Below are 14974 nucleotides of genomic sequence, written 5' to 3'. Positions count from 1 at the left end.
TTTCAACCTGTCGACGGGGGCGGAGGCTTACTCCTCGCCCTCCATCTCCATCTCCTGGGTCGGGCCGCTGTCCTGGCCCTTGGCGTCCTCGTCGCGGTCGACGAATTCGATCACCGCCATCGGGGCGCTGTCGCCGTAACGGAAGCCGGCTTTGAGGACGCGAACGTAACCGCCCGGACGCTCCTTGTAGCGCTCGGCCAGCGTGTCGAACAGCTTGGCGACCGCGGCGTCGTCGCGCAGCTGCGCGAAGGCCTGACGGCGGCGATGCAGGCCGCCCTTCTTGCCGAGGGTCACCAGCTTGTCGGCGACGGGCTTCAGCTCCTTCGCCTTGGGCAGGGTGGTGACGATCTGCTCGTGCTTGATCAACGACGCCGCCATGTTGGAGAACATCGCCTTGCGGTGCGAGGTGGTGCGGTTGAGCCGACGGCCCTGGTTTCCGTGACGCATGATCTCGATCCTTCTCTTCTTGCGTTTTCGCCTGCCGCCGGTCGCTCAAGGCTACTGCCGACGGTGGATGATCAGGCTTTCTCGTCCTGCGGCCCGAAGGCCGTCAGTCAGAACGGCTCCTCGAGCTTCTTGGCCAGCTCTTCGATGTTGTCGGGCGGCCAGTTCGGAATCTCCATGCCGAGCGAAAGGCCCATCTGGGAGAGGACCTCCTTGATCTCGTTGAGAGACTTTCGGCCGAAATTCGGCGTGCGGAGCATCTCGCCTTCGCTCTTCTGCACCAGATCGCCGATATAGACGATGTTGTCGTTCTTCAGGCAGTTGGCCGAGCGGACCGACAGCTCCAGCTCGTCGACCTTGCGCAGCAGATTCTTGTTGAAGGGCAGCTCCGAGGGCTGGTCCTCTTCCGTGCGCTGGTCCGGCTCCTCGAAATTGATGAAGACCTGAAGCTGGTCCTGCAGGATGCGCGCCGCGAGCGCGACGGCGTCGTCCGGCGTGACCGCGCCGTTCGTCTCGACCTGCATCGAGAGTTTGTCATAGTCGGTGGTTTGGCCGACGCGGGTGTTCTCGACCTTATAGGCGACCTTGCGCACCGGGCTGAACACCGAATCGACCGGGATCAGGCCGATCGGCGCGTCTTCCGGACGGTTCTGGGTGGCGGGCACGTAGCCTTTGCCGTTGTTGACCGTAAACTCGATGTTAACCTTGGCGCCCTTGTCGAGCGTGCAGATCACATGGTCCGGGTTCATGATCTCAATGTCGTGGCCGGCCTCGATCATGCCGGCGGTCGCCTCGCACGGCCCCTCGGCCGACAGGCGCATGCGCTTCGGCCCCTCGCCGTGGAGGCGCAGCGCCATCGCCTTCACATTGAGGACGATGTCGGTGACGTCTTCGCGCACGCCGTTGATCGACGAGAATTCGTGCAGCACGCCGTCGATCTGGATGGAGGTGACGGCGGCGCCCTGAAGCGAGCTCAACAGCACGCGCCGAAGCGCGTTGCCCAAGGTCATGCCGAAGCCGCGCTCCAGCGGCTCGGCCGTGACGGTCGCGACGCGGCCCTTGTCGGCGCCGGAGGCGATGTTGAGCTGCTTCGGCTTGATGAGAGCCTGCCAGTTCCGCTGCACGATCGCTGAAGGTTCGCTCATGGAATTCGGCCTCTTTCTCTTAAAACGGGGAGCCGGCGATCGATGCGACCGCCAGGCCCCCGAAAAATCGTCGATATGGCGGCGCGGCGTGCGCGCCGTCGGCGGGTCCTCAGACCCGACGGCGCTTGCGCGGCCGGCATCCGTTGTGCGGGATCGGGGTCACGTCCCGGATCGCCGTGATCTGGAAGCCGACCGACTGCAGCGCGCGCAGCGCCGACTCGCGGCCCGAGCCGGGCCCCTTCACGCAGACCTCGAGGGTCTTCATGCCGTGATCCTGAGCCTTCTTGCCGGCCGTCTCCGCCGCCATCTGCGCGGCGAAGGGAGTCGACTTGCGGCTGCCCTTGAACCCTTGCGCCCCGGCCGACGCCCAGGAAATCGCGTTCCCCTGCACGTCGGTGATGGTGATCATCGTGTTGTTGAACGACGCGTTCACATGCGCGATGCCGGAGGTGATGTTCTTCCGCTCTTTGCGCTTTACGCGAGTCGGAGCCTTAGCCATGATTCAATCGTCCTTCCGACCTTACTTCTTCTTGCCCGCGATGGCCTTAGCCGGGCCCTTGCGCGTGCGCGCGTTCGTGTGGGTGCGCTGACCGCGCACCGGAAGCCCCTTGCGATGGCGCAGGCCGCGATAGCAGCCAAGGTCCATCAGGCGCTTGATGTTCATCGCCGTCTCGCGCCGCAGATCGCCTTCGACCAGGAAGTTCTGATCGATGGCCTCGCGGATGCGCGACAGCTCGTCTTCGCTCAGCTCGTTGACCCGGGTGCTCTCAGGCACGCCGCACATATCCAAGATCTTCTTGGAGCTCGTATGCCCGATGCCGGTGATGTAGGTGAGCGCCACCACGACCCGCTTATTGGTCGGGATGTTCACGCCAGCGATACGCGCCACAACGCTTCTCCTTCAAACCGTTAACGGGCCGCACAAATGGCGGCCCGGGTTCCCGTCCGCTTCGGGCCGGTCGACTGTCCCGTGCGCTTCCGCAAGCCCCGGATCGTCCTCCGATCCTCCTGCGCCCGCGCACTGTCACCAACTTCGGGCGATGAGCCCGCCGGCGGCCGACCGAAACCCAACGATTTCAAGGCCCTCTCCGGCAAAGCGCGCGGATTATAGGGAAAAGCGCGTTCATGTCAACGCGCGTTCCCCGCTTTTTCCGCGGCCCTGGCCGAACCGGACCCGTTTTCCTCAACCGGTCGACTTCGCCTCGGCCAGCACCGCCTCGATCTGGCGGGTGACCTCGTCGATGTCGGCCATGCCGTCGACCTGCTTCAACATGCCCCGATCATCGTAGTAGGGCAGGATCGGCGCGGTCTGCTCGTGATACGCCTTAAGCCGGCTCTTCACCGTGTCGGCGTTGTCGTCCTTGCGGCGGGTGAACTCCGTCGACCCGCATTTGTCGCAAACGCCCTCTTTCGCCGGACGCTTGAAGCTCTCGTGGTAGCCTTCGCCGCACTCGGCGCAGGTGTAGCGACCGACAATGCGCTCGGTCAGCGCCTGATCGTCGACCTTCATCTCAATCACGGCGTCGAGGCCCATGTTCTTGGCCTCCAGCATCTCGTCGAGCGCCTCCGCCTGGGCGACGGTGCGCGGGAAGCCGTCGAGGATGAAGCCGTTGGTGCAATCAGGCTCCTCGATTCGGCCGGAAATGATGCCGATCACCAGATCGTCCGGAACCAGCTCGCCGGCCTCCATGATGGCCTTGGCGCGCCGCCCCAGCTCGCTTTCGCTCTTCACCTCGGCCCGCAGCATGTCGCCGGTGGAGAGCTGCACCAGCCCGTGCTTGTCTTCAAGCCGCTTGGCCTGGGTCCCCTTCCCAGCGCCCGGCGGCCCCAGCAATATGATGTTCATCGCCTCTGTTTCCCCCGCAATTTGGACTTCTTGATGAGTCCCTCATACTGGTGCGCCAGCAGATGGCTTTGGATCTGGGTGACCGTGTCCATGGTCACCGTCACCACGATCAGCAGGCTCGTGCCGCCGAAATAGAACGGCACCGAGTATCGCGATATCAGCAACTCCGGCAGCAGACAGACGAGCGCCAGGTAGGCGGCGCCGACGCAGGTCAACCGGGTCAGCACATGGTCCAGGTAGTCGGCCGTGTTCTTGCCCGGCCGAATGCCCGGAATGAAGCCGCCGTAGCGCTTCAGATTGTCGGCGGTGTCCTGCGGGTTGAAGACGACGGCCGTATAGAAGAAGGCGAAGAACACGATGCCCGAGATGTACAGCAGAAGATAGAGCGGCTGTCCCCGACCGAGCCAAGCCGACACCGCGGTCAGCCAATCCGGCCCCCCGGCGCCCGAAAAGTTCGCCACCGTGAGCGGCATCAGCAGGATCGAGCTGGCGAAAATCGGCGGGATGACGCCGGCCGTATTCAACTTCAACGGCAGGTGCGAGCTTTCGCCGCCGAACATTTTGTTGCCGACCTGCCGCTTCGGGTACTGCACCAGAATACGGCGCTGGGCGCGCTCCATGAAGACGATGAACGCGATCACCGCCACGGCCATCACCAGCAGGAACAAGATCAAGGCGGTCGACAGCCGGCCCTGACGGCCGAGTTCGAGCGTGCTGGCGAGCGCGGTCGGCAGTTCGGCCACGATGCCGGCGAAAATGATCAGCGAAATGCCGTTGCCGACGCCGCGCTGCGTGATCTGCTCGCCGAGCCACATCAGGAAGATTGTGCCGCCGACCAACGTTATGACGGTCGTCGCCCGGAAAAACAGGCCCGGGTCGAGGACGGCCGTCGCGCCGCCCGAGGCTTGCATGCCTTCGAGGCCGACCGCGATGCCGTAACCCTGGATCGCCGCCAGAAAGACCGTGCCGTAGCGCGTATACTGGTTGATCTTCTTGCGGCCCGCCTCGCCCTCTTTCTTCATCTGCTCGAGCGAGGGGACGACCGCCGTCATCAACTGCATGATGATGGCGGCGGAGATGTACGGCATGATGTTGAGGGCGAAGATGGTCATGCGCGACAGCGCCCCGCCGGCGAAGGTGTCGAACATGTCGAGCACGCCGCCGCGCTGCTGATCGAACACGTCCTGCATGACGCCCGGGTCGATGCCAGGCAGCGGAATGTAGGTGCCGAGCCGGTAAATCACCAGCGCGCCCAGGGTGAACCAGATCCGCTTCTTCAGCTCGGTCGCCTTGGAAATGGCGCCGAAGTTGAAGTTGCTCGCAAGCTGCTCGGCGGGTGAGGCCATGCTCTGTCACACCTCGTCTACTGGAACCCGGTCAAAGCCGCCCCCATTGGAGAAGCCCCGAAACGGAAACCGGGGTCGACGCCATACCCGGCGCCGCCCCGTGCCCTCATTCCGATCCTCGTCGCCGACCGGCCCCGACCCCGGGGCCCCGTCAGCGTAGAGAGCCGATCGCTCGACCCTTAGTCCTGCGCCGCGGCGCCGGCGGCGCGCTTCTCGGCGGCCGCCTTCTTGCGCGCCGCGCGTTTGCCTTCCTTGCGCACCTCGGGCTCCGGCGTGGTGACCGTGCCGCCGGCCTTCTCGACCGCAGCGATCGCGCCCTTGGTCGCGCCGGCGACGTGCAGGTCGAGCTTCGCGCTCAACTCGCCCTTGCCCAGCAACCGCACACCGTCGCGCACCCGGCGAATCACGCCGGCCGCGACCAGCGCCTCACCGTCGACCGGCTTGGCGGCGTCCAGCTTCTTCGCGTCCACCGCCTGCTGCAGGCGGCCGATGTTGACCTCGACGAAGTCCGGGCGCAGCGCGTTGTTGAAGCCGCGCTTCGGCAGACGCCGATAAAGCGGCATCTGGCCGCCCTCGAAGCCCTTGATCGCCACGCCGGTGCGCGACTTCTGGCCCTTCACGCCGCGACCGCCGGTCTTGCCCTTGCCGGAGCCGATGCCGCGACCGACGCGCATGCGCCCCTTGCGGGCGCCTTCGTTGTCGGCGAGTTGGTTCAGTTTCATGACCTGCTATCCTCGAATCGCTCGGGTCCGACGAAAATTGCGGACCCGCCCGCTCGGCGGAGCGTCGACTTACTCGACGATCTCCACCAGATGGGGGATCTTGTTGACCATGCCGCGCACCGCGGGCGTGTCCTCACGCTCGACCTCATGGCGGACCCGACGCAGCCCCAAGCCGCGCAGGGTGTCGTGCTGATCCTTCGGCCGGCCGGCGGCGGAGCGCGTCTGCCGGATCCGAATGGTCTTCTTGTCAGCCATTGACCGCCTCCTTGGCGCCCTGATCGACGCCGTCGTCGCGGCGACCCACCAAGTCGCTGACCTTCTTGCCGCGGCGCGCGGCGACCATGCGCGGAGACTGGCTGCGCTTGAGGCCGGCGAAAACCGCCTTGATCATGTTGTAGGGGTTGGAGGTGCCGACCGACTTCACGACCACGTCCTGAACGCCCAACGCCTCGAACACCGCACGGGTCGGACCGCCCGCGATGATGCCCGTGCCGGGAGGCGCGGCGCGCAACTCCATCTTCCCGGCGCCGAAATGGCCGAAGATGTCGTGATGCAGGGTCCGGCCTTCGCGCAGCGGCACGCGAATCATCGTCTTGCGGGCCGCTTCGGTGCCCTTGCGGATCGCCTCCGGAACCTCGCGGGCCTTGCCCGAGCCGAAGCCGACGCGCCCGCGCCCGTCGCCCACGACGACCAGCGCCGCGAACCCGAAGCGACGGCCGCCTTTCACCACCTTGGCCACGCGGTTGATCGCGACCAGCTTTTCGACCAGATCGGGGTCCTGCCCGTCACGACGGTCGTCTTTAGGTCCTCTCGCCATCACTCAGGCTCCCGTTAGAACGTCATACCGGCTTCGCGCGCGGCGTCGGCCAACGCCTTCACGCGGCCATGGTAGCGGTAGGCGCCGCGATCGAAGACCACGTCACCGACGCCGACTTCCTTCGCGCGCTCCGCGATGAGCTTGCCGACGGCCACGGCCGCGTCCACGTCCGCCCCGTTCGACAGCTTGCCCTTGAGCTCCTTGTCGAGACTGGAGGCGGCGGCCAGGGTGCGGCCCTGACGGTCGTCGATGATCTGCGCGTAGATCTGCTTCTGCGAGCGGAAGACAGACAGACGCGGCTTGCCCTTCGCGTGAAGGGCGATGCGGTAGCGGCTGCGCGCCTTGCGGCGCTCTTGCAGTTGCTTGGCGGTAAGCATGACCGTCGTCCTTTACTTCTTCTTGCCTTCCTTGCGCAGGATGGTCTCCTCGGCGTACTTCACGCCCTTGCCCTTGTAAGGCTCCGGCGGGCGGAAGCTGCGGATTTCGCTGGCGACCTGACCGACGCGCTGCTTCGAAGCGCCCGAGACCGCGATGACGTTGCCGCGATCGCCTTCGATCGCGATCTTCACGTCTTCCGGGATCGGGAAGTTCACGTCGTGGCTGAGGCCGAGCGACAGTTTCAGGGTCGAGCCCTGAATCAGCGCGCGGTAGCCGACGCCGTTGACCTCAAGGCGGCGGGTGAAGCCTTCGGACGCGCCGTGCACCGCGTTGTCGATCAACGCGCGCGTGGTGCCCCAGGCCTGCCGGGCCTTCTTCGTCATATTCAGCGGCTTCACGGTGACCTTGTCGTCCGCAATGTCGATCTCGACGTTGTCGAGCAGACGGACGTGCTGTTCGCCGTTCTTGCCTTTCGCGGTCAAAACGCCGTCGGCGAGAGAGATCTCGACGCCGCTCGGAATTCTGACCGGATTGATGCCTACACGCGACATGGCTCGTGTATCCTTTTCAGACCGTATCCACCAGCGCCGGGTTTAGAAGACCCGACACAGGATCTCGCCGCCGACATTCGCCTCGCGGGCCTCCTGATCCGACATCACGCCGCGCGGCGTGGACAGGATCGAGATGCCGAGACCGTTGTAGTGCAGCGACAGGTCCTTGATCTTCGAGTAGACCCGACGGCCGGGCTTCGAGATGCGGCTGATCTCGTGGATCGCCGGCTCGCCGTCCTGGTACTTCAGCTCGATCGTGATTTCACCAACGCCCGGTCGCAACTCGGCCTGCGAATAGCCGCGGATGAAACCCTCGCGCTGAAGCACGTCGAGCACGTTGGTCCGCAACTTCGACGCCGGCACGGGGATCGTGTCCTTGCGGGCCATCTGGCCGTTGCGGATGCGGGCGAGCATATCGCCGAGCGGATCGCTCATCGCCATCGTCCGATCCTCCTTACCAGCTCGACTTCACCACGCCCGGGATCTGACCGATCGAGGCCAGATCACGCAGCGCGATGCGCGAAATGCGGAACTTGCGGTAGAACGCCCGGGGACGTCCCGAAATCTCGCACCGGTTGCGCACGCGCACCGGCGAGGCGTTGCGCGGAAGCTGATTGAGCTTCATCTGCGCCTGGAAGCGCTCCTCCGGCGCGATGTCCTTGTCGTGGACGACCGCCTTGAGCGCCGCGCGCTTGGCGGCGTAGCGCTTCGAGAGCTTGATCCGGCGATTGTTCTGTTCGACGGCGCTTTTCTTAGCCATGTCGGCGTCTCCCGTCTTAGCTCTGGAACGGCATGTTGAACTTGGAGAGCAAAGCTTTCGCCTCCTCGTTCGACTTCGCCGTCGTGCAGATGACGATGTCCATGCCCCGGGTGTCGTCGACCTTGTCGTACTCGATCTCCGGGAACACGATCTGCTCACGCAGGCCCATGGCGTAGTTGCCCTGGCCGTCGAAGCTGTTGGCCTTCACGCCGCGGAAGTCGCGCACGCGCGGAAGCGCCACGGTGATCAGCCGATCGAGAAAGTCCCACATCCGCTCGCGGCGCAGCGTGACCTTGCAACCGATCGCCATGCCGTCGCGGATCTTGAAGCTCGCAACCGACTTGCGCGCTTTGGTCGCGATCGGACGCTGGCCGGTGATCAGGGCCAACTCCTCCATCGCGTTCTGCAGCTTCTTGCGGTCGTTGACCGCCTCGCCCACGCCCATGTTCACGACAATCTTGTCGAGGCGCGGCACCTGCATCGCATTCTTGTAGCCGAACTCGCTCTGCATCTCCGACTTCAATTTGTCGTCGTAGAGCTGCTTCAGCCGCGGGACGTAGCGTTCTTCCGCCATCGCACCAGTTTCCTTCAACCTTACCCGAGGACCGTATCCGAGCGCCGCATGCGCCGGACGCGTCGTCAGGCGTCTACGATCTCTTCGCCGGAGCGCTTGGAGACGCGCACTTTCCGGCCGTCATTCAGGACCTTGAAGCCGACGCGGGTCGGCTTGCCGTCCTTCGGGTCGAGCAGCGCGACGTTCGACACGTCGATCGCCATTTCCTGCTCGACGATCCCGCCCTGGCTCGTCTGGCTCGGGCGGGTGTGGCGCTTGGCCAGGGCGACGCCCTGAACCACCACCTTGCGCTCTTTCGGGCGCACGGAGACGACTTCGCCTTCCTTGCCTTTGTCGCGGCCGGTCAGGACCACGACCTTGTCGCCCTTTTTGATCTTCGCCGCCATCAGATGACCTCCGGGGCCAGAGAGATGATCTTCATGAACCGCTTGGCGCGCAGCTCGCGCACCACCGGCCCGAAGATGCGGGTGCCGATCGGGTCGCCCGCCTTGTTGATGATCACGGCCGCGTTGGCGTCGAACTTGATGGTCGAGCCGTCCGGGCGTCGAATCTCCTTCGCGGTGCGCACGATCACAGCGCGATGGACCGCGCCCTTCTTCACGCGGCCGCGCGGAATGGCCTCCTTCACGGAGACGACGATGATGTCGCCGACCGAAGCGAAGCGCCGCTTCGAGCCGCCCAACACCTTGATGCACTGGACCCGACGGGCGCCGCTGTTGTCGGCGACGTCGAGGTTGCTCTGCATCTGGATCATGGCGATCTACTCCCGATCCCGACCGGCGTCCGGCCGGTCGAATTGCTCAAAATCAGCTCAACCTTCGGCCGCCTGGGCCGCATCCGCGCCGTCCGACACCAACTCCCAGCGCTTGCGCTTGGACATGGGGCGGCACTCCTGAATGCGCACCAGATCGCCGACCTTGGCGGCGTTTTCCGCGTCGTGCGCCATGAAGCGCTTCGACTTCTTGACGAACTTCTTGAACACCGGGTGGCTCACCCGACGCTCGACCTCGACGACGATGGTCTTGTCGGTCTTATCGGAGACCACTCGACCCTGAAGAATGCGTTTCGGCATCGCTCGTTACTCCTGTCGGCCCGCTGTTCAGGCGGCCTTGTCGCGCTTGCGCTGTGCGACGATGGTCTTGATGCGCGCGATGTCGCGGCGCACCTGGCGCACGCGCGCCGTGTTCTCGAGCTGGCCGCTCGCACCCTGGAAGCGCAGGTTGAAGGCTTCCTTGTTCAGGGCGGCGAGCTGATCTTTCAGCTCGTCGTCCGTCTTGTGACGCAGATCCTCGATCTTCATACCCTTCACCCCTTACGCGCCGATGCGGCTGACGACCTTGCATTTGATCGGCATCTTGGCCGCGGCGAGTTCGAAGGCCTCCTTGGCGATGTCGCCCGGCACGCCGTCCATTTCGAACATGACGCGGCCCGGCTTCACCCGGCAGACCCACAACTCGGGCGAGCCCTTGCCCTTACCCATGCGCACTTCGGCCGGCTTCTTCGAGACCGGCACGTCCGGGAAGATGCGGATCCACACCTTTCCCTGACGGCGGATGCGGCGAACGATCGCGCGGCGCGCCGCCTCGATCTGACGCGCGGACACGCGGCCCGGCTCCACCGCCTTCAGGCCGTGGCTGCCGAAGTTGAGCGCGGTTCCGCCCTTCGCCATGCCGTGAATGCGGCCCTTGTGCGCCTTGCGGAATTTGGTTCGCTTCGGACTCAGCATCTCTAACCAACCCGTCTCTTTCGCCGCGGAGCGGTCCCGACCGTCGGGACGTCGCGCGTCCGTTGCTCCTGCTCGCGTCGCCTAAGCGACGCGGATGTTCTCAGCTCTTGCGGCCGCCGCGATGATCGCCGCGGTCGCCGCCGCCGCCCTGGGCGTCGGCGAGGCGCTTGTCCAGCGCCATCGGATCGTGGGCCATCACCTCGCCCTTGAAGATCCAAACCTTCACGCCGCACACGCCGTAGGTGGTGTGCGCCTCGGAGACGCCGAAGTCGATGTCCGCACGAAGCGTGTGAAGCGGAACCCGGCCCTCGCGATACCATTCGGTCCGCGCGATCTCCGCGCCGCCCAGTCGGCCGGCGCAATTGATCCGAATGCCCTGAGCGCCCATCCGCATCGCATTCTGCACGGCCCGCTTCATGGCCCGACGGAACGCGACCCGGCGCTCAAGCTGCTGGGCGATGTTGTCCGCCACAAGCTTGGCGTCCAGCTCCGGCTTGCGGATCTCGACGATGTTGAGCGCAACGTCGCCGCCGGTGCGCTTCGCCAGCTCCTGGCGCAGCTTCTCGATGTCGGCGCCCTTCTTGCCGATCACCACGCCCGGACGGGCGGTGTGGATCGTAACCCGGGCGCGCCCCGCCGGCCGCTCGATGATGATGCGGCTGACGCCCGCCTGCTTAAGGCGATCCTCGAGATACTCGCGCAGCTCGATGTCCTGATGGAGCAGCTTCGCGTAGTTGCGATTAGAGAACCAGCGGCTGTCCCAGGTGCGGTTGATGCCGACGCGCAGCCCGATCGGATTGATTTTCTGACCCATTACTCGGCCTCCTCGCGCTCGCGGACCACGATCGTCAGGTTCGAAAACGGCTTCTGGATCTTGCCGACCCGGCCGCGCGCCCGAGGGCGAAAGCGCTTCATCACGAAGCTCTTGCCGACATAGGCTTCCTTGACGAACAGACGGTCGACGTCGAGCTGGTGATTGTTCTCCGCATTGGCCACCGCCGACTCGAGCACCTTCTTGACGTCGCCGGCGATCCGGCGGCGCTCGAAGGTCAGGTCGGCCAGAGCCGACTGGACCGACTTGCCCCGGATAGTCGCTGCGACGAGGTTCAGCTTCTGAGGGCTGATCCGCATCGTGCGGGAGATCGCCCGGGCCTCGACGTCGTCGAGCGTGCGTTCGCGCGCCTGCTTGCCCATGACTTACTTCCTCTTCGCCTTCTTGTCGGCCGCGTGGCCGTAATAGGTCCGGGACGGCGCGAACTCGCCGAACTTGTGACCGATCATCTGCTCCGTCACCAGCACCGGCACATGCTTGCGCCCGTTGTGCACGCCGAACGTCAGGCCGACGAACTGCGGCAGGATCGTCGACCGGCGCGACCAGGTCCGAATGACCTCTTTGCGGCCGGACTCACGCGCCTTCTCCGCCTTGGTCAGCAGATAGCCGTCGACGAACGGACCTTTCCAAACTGAACGAGCCATTGCGCCTATTCCTTACTTCTTGGTGCGGCGACGACGGATGATGTACTTGTCCGTCGACTTGTTGGACCGCGTCCGCTTGCCCTTGGTCGGCTTGCCCCACGGGGTCACCGGATGACGGCCGCCCGAGGTGCGGCCCTCGCCGCCGCCGTGCGGGTGGTCGACCGGGTTCATCACGACGCCGCGAACCGACGGGCGCTTGCCGAGCCAACGGTTGCGACCCGCCTTGCCCAGGTTGATGTTCTGCTGATCGGGGTTCGAGACGGCGCCCACGGTCGCCATGCACTCGGCGCGAACGACGCGCAGCTCGCCCGACGTCAGTTTCAACTGGGCGTAGCCCTGATCGCGACCGACCAGCTGGCAATAGGCCCCGGCGGAGCGCGCCATCTGGCCGCCCTTGCCCGGCTTCAGCTCGACGTTGTGCACGATCGTGCCGATCGGCATCCGCGCCAACGGCATGGCGTTGCCCGGCTTGATGTCGGGGCGCGCGCCGGCGATCACCGTATCGCCCGCCTTCAAGCGCTGCGGGGCCAGGATGTAGGCCTGCTCGCCGTCGGCGTACTCGATCAAGGCGATGAACGCCGTGCGGTTCGGGTCGTACTCGAGCCGCTGCACGGTCGCGGGCACGTCCCACTTCGTGCGCTTGAAGTCGATCACGCGATACTTGCGCTTGTGCCCGCCGCCGCGCCGCCGCGACGTGATCCGGCCGGCGTTGTTGCGGCCGCCCGACTTCGTCAGGCCCTCGGTCAGCTTCTTGACCGGCGCGCCCTTGTACAGCTCGGAGCGGTTGACCAGAACCAGGCCGCGTTGACCGGGCGTGGTCGGCTTGTAGCTCTTAAGCGCCATCTCTCAAATCCTTATCCCTCGGCCGCACCGCAGCCTCAGACGCCCGTCGCGACGTCGATGGAGGAACCCTCCGCCAGGCTCACCACGGCCTTCTTCCAATCGCTGCGCCGCCCGATCCGGCCGCGGAAGCGCTTGGTCTTGCCCTTGACGGTCAGCGTGTTCACGCCGGTGACCGACACGTCGAACAGCTTTTCGACCGCGGCCTTGATCTCCGGCTTGGTCGCGTCGCGCGCGACCTTGAAGACCACCTGATTGTGCTCGCCCGCAAGCGTCGCCTTCTCGGTGATGACCGGCGCCACGATGACCTCGTACATGCGCTCGGTCGACAGCTGCGGCTTCTTGTAGAATTTCCAGCTCATTTCAACCGGGCCTCCAAAGCTTCGACCGCCGCCTTGGTCAGCACCAGCTTGTGGCGGCGCAGAATGTCGTAGACGTTCGCGCCCTGCGTCGGCAGCACGTCGATCGCCGGGATGTTGCGCGCCGCCAAGCTCAGATTGCGATCCACCTCGGCCCCGCCGACGATCAGCGCGTTCTCGAGGCCCATCGCCTGCAGCTTCGCCTTCAGATCCTTCGTCTTCGGCGAAGCGGCGACCGCATCGTCGAGGATGATCAGCGAGCCCTCGGCCTGCTTGGCCGACAGCGCGTGGCGCATCGCCAGCCGGCGGACCTTCTTGTTCAGGCTGTGGGCGTGATCGCGCACCACCGGCCCGAACGCCTTGCCGCCGCCGCGGAACTGGGGCGCCTTGCCGTTGCCCTGGCGCGCGCGGCCGGTGCCCTTCTGGCGGTACATCTTCTGGCTCGAGCCCGCGACTTCGTTACGGGTCTGCGCATGGTGCGTGCCGGCGCGCCGCTTGGCGAGCTGGTAATTGACCATGCGCGCCAGGATGTCCTTGCGCGGCTCGAGCCCGAAGATCTCGTCGGCGAGTTCGATATCGCCGGCGGCCTTGTTGTCGAGCGTCAAGACCTTGGTCTTCATCGTTCCAATCCTCTACTCGGACGCCCTATCACGCGTCGGACTGATCGTCGCCGGCCGGCGCGTCGGCCGAAACCTGCGCTTCGGGCGCTTCCTCGGCGGAGGTCTCCTCGACCGCCGGCTCTCCCGCCGCCGCCTTGATCGCCGCCGGGGTCGGAAGCCCCTCGGGCGCCGGTTGCTTGACGGCGTCGCGCACCAGAACCCAGCCGTTCTTCGACCCAGGCACCGCGCCGCGAACCAGCAGCAGGCCGCGCTCCGGATCGGTGCGCACCACTTCCAGGTTCAAGACCGTCACCCGCTCGGCGCCCATGTGCCCGGCCATCTTCTTACCCTTGAAGACCTTGCCGGGATCCTGGCACTGCCCGGTGGAGCCGTGCGCGCGATGCGAGATCGACACGCCGTGGCTCGCCCGCAGGCCGCCGAAGTTGTGACGCTTCATCGCGCCCTGGAAGCCCTTACCGATGGACGTGCCGGTGACGTCGATCCGCTGGCCGGGCAGGTAATGCTCGGCCGTGATCTCGTCGCCCGGGTTCAACAGACAATCGTCCGAGACCCGGAACTCCGCCAGCTTGCGCTTCGGCTCGACGCGCGCCTTGGCGAAATGCCCGCGCATCGGCTTCGTCGTGTGTTTGACCTTGCGCTTGCCCGCGCCGAGCTGGACGGCCGTGTAGCCGTCACGCTCCGCGGTGCGCACCGCCGTGACCTGAACCCCGTCCATCTGAAGAACCGTCACCGGAGCCATCGCCCCGTCGTCGGTCCAGACCCGGGTCATGCCCAGCTTCTTCGCAATAACGCCGCTTCGCATCGGACCCGCCTCCTTAGAGCTTGATCTCGACGTCCACGCCGGCGGCGAGGTCGAGCTTCATGAGCGCATCGACCGTCTGCGGCGTAGGATCGACGATGTCCAGCACACGCTTGTGGGTGCGGATCTCGAACTGTTCACGGCTCTTCTTGTCGATGTGCGGGCCGCGCAGCGTCGTGAACCGCTCAATGCGCGTCGGCAACGGAATCGGGCCGCGAACGGCGGCGCCGGTGCGCTTGGCCGTACTCACGATTTCTTTCGTGGACTGGTCCAAGATCCGATGATCGAACGCCTTGAGGCGGATGCGAATGTTCTGGCTATCCATGCCAACCACCCTTCGAACCTTCCCCGTCAGCGGGGAGGAAAGCGGCGTCCGTCCCTGGCGGCCCCGAACGGGCCCCGCGGCGGACGCCGCAAGCTTAACCTCGGCCTTGCGACCTTACTTCGTGATCGAGGCGACGACGCCGGCGCCGACGGTGCGGCCGCCCTCGCGGATGGCGAAGCGCAGCCCCTCGTCCATGGCGATCGGCGCGATCAGCGTCACGTCCATCGTCACGTTGTCGCCCGGCAT

General features: G+C 65.7%; 28 protein-coding genes. All 28 read right to left on the bottom strand.

The genetic code is table 11. The features are described from left to right. Positions 1-27: 27 nt before the first annotated feature. Entirely contained in the window at positions 28-447 is a 420-nt protein-coding gene (gene rplQ, locus RIB45_RS04920) for a 50S ribosomal protein L17 (RefSeq protein WP_350049118.1), read from the bottom strand. A 107-nt stretch (positions 448-554) separates the two neighbouring features. Then, positions 555-1571 carry a DNA-directed RNA polymerase subunit alpha gene (locus RIB45_RS04915; protein WP_502882553.1) on the bottom strand — a complete coding sequence of 339 codons (1017 nt, stop codon included), beginning with the start codon at positions 1569-1571 and terminating at the stop codon, positions 555-557. A 127-nt stretch (positions 1572-1698) separates the two neighbouring features. Further along, positions 1699-2088, bottom strand: coding sequence for a 30S ribosomal protein S11 (rpsK, locus tag RIB45_RS04910; RefSeq protein ID WP_350049116.1), 390 nt, complete (start codon positions 2086-2088; stop codon positions 1699-1701). A 21-nt stretch (positions 2089-2109) separates the two neighbouring features. After that, complete coding sequence (rpsM, locus tag RIB45_RS04905) at positions 2110-2478, bottom strand: 30S ribosomal protein S13 (RefSeq protein ID WP_350049115.1); 369 nt, start codon at positions 2476-2478, stop codon at positions 2110-2112. 294 nt (positions 2479-2772) lie between these two features. After that, on the bottom strand, positions 2773-3435 hold the full coding sequence (locus RIB45_RS04900; RefSeq protein ID WP_350049114.1) for an adenylate kinase: 663 nt from the start codon (positions 3433-3435) through the stop codon (positions 2773-2775). Beyond that, the gene (gene secY, locus RIB45_RS04895) at positions 3432-4781 is read right to left on the bottom strand and encodes a preprotein translocase subunit SecY (RefSeq protein ID WP_350049113.1); all 1350 of its coding nucleotides are present in this window, start codon (positions 4779-4781) and stop codon (positions 3432-3434) included. The genes RIB45_RS04900 and secY overlap by 4 nt, the downstream gene beginning before the upstream one ends. Positions 4782-4960: 179 nt before the next feature. Next, on the bottom strand, positions 4961-5503 hold the full coding sequence (gene rplO / locus RIB45_RS04890) for a 50S ribosomal protein L15 (RefSeq protein ID WP_350049112.1): 543 nt from the start codon (positions 5501-5503) through the stop codon (positions 4961-4963). Between the two features lie 69 nt (positions 5504-5572). Further along, the gene (gene rpmD / locus RIB45_RS04885; RefSeq protein ID WP_350049111.1) at positions 5573-5758 is read right to left on the bottom strand and encodes a 50S ribosomal protein L30; all 186 of its coding nucleotides are present in this window, start codon (positions 5756-5758) and stop codon (positions 5573-5575) included. Further along, positions 5751-6320, bottom strand: a complete 570-nt coding sequence (gene rpsE / locus RIB45_RS04880) for a 30S ribosomal protein S5 (RefSeq protein WP_350049110.1) — start codon at positions 6318-6320, stop codon at positions 5751-5753. Before rpsE ends, rpmD begins: the two co-directional genes overlap by 8 nt. Before the next feature lie 14 nt (positions 6321-6334). Next, entirely contained in the window at positions 6335-6697 is a 363-nt protein-coding gene (gene rplR / locus RIB45_RS04875) for a 50S ribosomal protein L18 (RefSeq protein WP_350049109.1), read from the bottom strand. Positions 6698-6709: 12 nt separating this feature from the next. Then, positions 6710-7249, bottom strand: a complete 540-nt coding sequence (gene rplF, locus RIB45_RS04870) for a 50S ribosomal protein L6 (RefSeq protein WP_350049108.1) — start codon at positions 7247-7249, stop codon at positions 6710-6712. A gap of 42 nt (positions 7250-7291) precedes the next feature. Continuing rightward, complete coding sequence (gene rpsH / locus RIB45_RS04865; RefSeq protein ID WP_350049107.1) at positions 7292-7690, bottom strand: 30S ribosomal protein S8; 399 nt, start codon at positions 7688-7690, stop codon at positions 7292-7294. A 13-nt stretch (positions 7691-7703) separates the two neighbouring features. Further along, positions 7704-8009: a 30S ribosomal protein S14 gene (gene rpsN / locus RIB45_RS04860; protein WP_350049106.1), complete on the bottom strand. Its 306-nt coding sequence runs from the start codon at positions 8007-8009 to the stop codon at positions 7704-7706. Positions 8010-8025: 16 nt separating this feature from the next. After that, positions 8026-8583: a 50S ribosomal protein L5 gene (rplE, locus tag RIB45_RS04855; protein ID WP_350049105.1), complete on the bottom strand. Its 558-nt coding sequence runs from the start codon at positions 8581-8583 to the stop codon at positions 8026-8028. Positions 8584-8648: 65 nt separating this feature from the next. Then, positions 8649-8972 (bottom strand): 50S ribosomal protein L24, encoded by a 324-nt coding sequence (gene rplX, locus RIB45_RS04850; RefSeq protein WP_350049154.1) that lies wholly within the window; start codon positions 8970-8972, stop codon positions 8649-8651. Then, positions 8969-9337, bottom strand: a complete 369-nt coding sequence (gene rplN, locus RIB45_RS04845; protein ID WP_350049104.1) for a 50S ribosomal protein L14 — start codon at positions 9335-9337, stop codon at positions 8969-8971. Before rplN ends, rplX begins: the two co-directional genes overlap by 4 nt. A gap of 57 nt (positions 9338-9394) precedes the next feature. Continuing rightward, a complete protein-coding gene (rpsQ, locus tag RIB45_RS04840) occupies positions 9395-9655 on the bottom strand; it encodes a 30S ribosomal protein S17 (protein ID WP_350049103.1) in 261 nt (86 codons plus the stop codon). Positions 9656-9682: 27 nt separating this feature from the next. Next, positions 9683-9883, bottom strand: a complete 201-nt coding sequence (gene rpmC, locus RIB45_RS04835; RefSeq protein ID WP_350049102.1) for a 50S ribosomal protein L29 — start codon at positions 9881-9883, stop codon at positions 9683-9685. Between the two features lie 12 nt (positions 9884-9895). After that, the gene (gene rplP / locus RIB45_RS04830; RefSeq protein WP_350049101.1) at positions 9896-10309 is read right to left on the bottom strand and encodes a 50S ribosomal protein L16; all 414 of its coding nucleotides are present in this window, start codon (positions 10307-10309) and stop codon (positions 9896-9898) included. 100 nt (positions 10310-10409) lie between these two features. Beyond that, positions 10410-11123 (bottom strand): 30S ribosomal protein S3, encoded by a 714-nt coding sequence (gene rpsC, locus RIB45_RS04825; protein ID WP_350049100.1) that lies wholly within the window; start codon positions 11121-11123, stop codon positions 10410-10412. Continuing rightward, on the bottom strand, positions 11123-11503 hold the full coding sequence (gene rplV, locus RIB45_RS04820) for a 50S ribosomal protein L22 (RefSeq protein WP_350049099.1): 381 nt from the start codon (positions 11501-11503) through the stop codon (positions 11123-11125). Before rplV ends, rpsC begins: the two co-directional genes overlap by 1 nt. 3 nt (positions 11504-11506) lie before the next feature. Further along, positions 11507-11785 (bottom strand): 30S ribosomal protein S19, encoded by a 279-nt coding sequence (rpsS, locus tag RIB45_RS04815; protein ID WP_350049098.1) that lies wholly within the window; start codon positions 11783-11785, stop codon positions 11507-11509. Positions 11786-11797: 12 nt separating this feature from the next. Beyond that, a complete protein-coding gene (gene rplB / locus RIB45_RS04810) occupies positions 11798-12628 on the bottom strand; it encodes a 50S ribosomal protein L2 (RefSeq protein WP_350049097.1) in 831 nt (276 codons plus the stop codon). Positions 12629-12663: 35 nt separating this feature from the next. Next, on the bottom strand, positions 12664-12987 hold the full coding sequence (locus RIB45_RS04805; protein WP_350049096.1) for a 50S ribosomal protein L23: 324 nt from the start codon (positions 12985-12987) through the stop codon (positions 12664-12666). Continuing rightward, a complete protein-coding gene (gene rplD / locus RIB45_RS04800; protein ID WP_350049095.1) occupies positions 12984-13604 on the bottom strand; it encodes a 50S ribosomal protein L4 in 621 nt (206 codons plus the stop codon). The genes RIB45_RS04805 and rplD overlap by 4 nt, the downstream gene beginning before the upstream one ends. Positions 13605-13632: 28 nt before the next feature. After that, positions 13633-14406 (bottom strand): 50S ribosomal protein L3, encoded by a 774-nt coding sequence (gene rplC / locus RIB45_RS04795; protein ID WP_350049094.1) that lies wholly within the window; start codon positions 14404-14406, stop codon positions 13633-13635. Positions 14407-14419: 13 nt separating this feature from the next. Then, positions 14420-14728 (bottom strand): 30S ribosomal protein S10, encoded by a 309-nt coding sequence (gene rpsJ, locus RIB45_RS04790; RefSeq protein ID WP_350049093.1) that lies wholly within the window; start codon positions 14726-14728, stop codon positions 14420-14422. 114 nt (positions 14729-14842) lie between these two features. Continuing rightward, positions 14843-14974: EF-Tu C-terminal domain-related protein (locus tag RIB45_RS04785; RefSeq protein ID WP_502882552.1), on the bottom strand; the 132-nt coding region annotated here is incomplete at its 5' end.

This window comes from Marivibrio sp. (assembly GCF_040218065.1).
Taxonomy (GTDB): domain Bacteria; phylum Pseudomonadota; class Alphaproteobacteria; order UBA8366; family Aestuariispiraceae; genus Marivibrio.
This window is presented reverse-complemented; position numbering and strand designations above follow the sequence as displayed.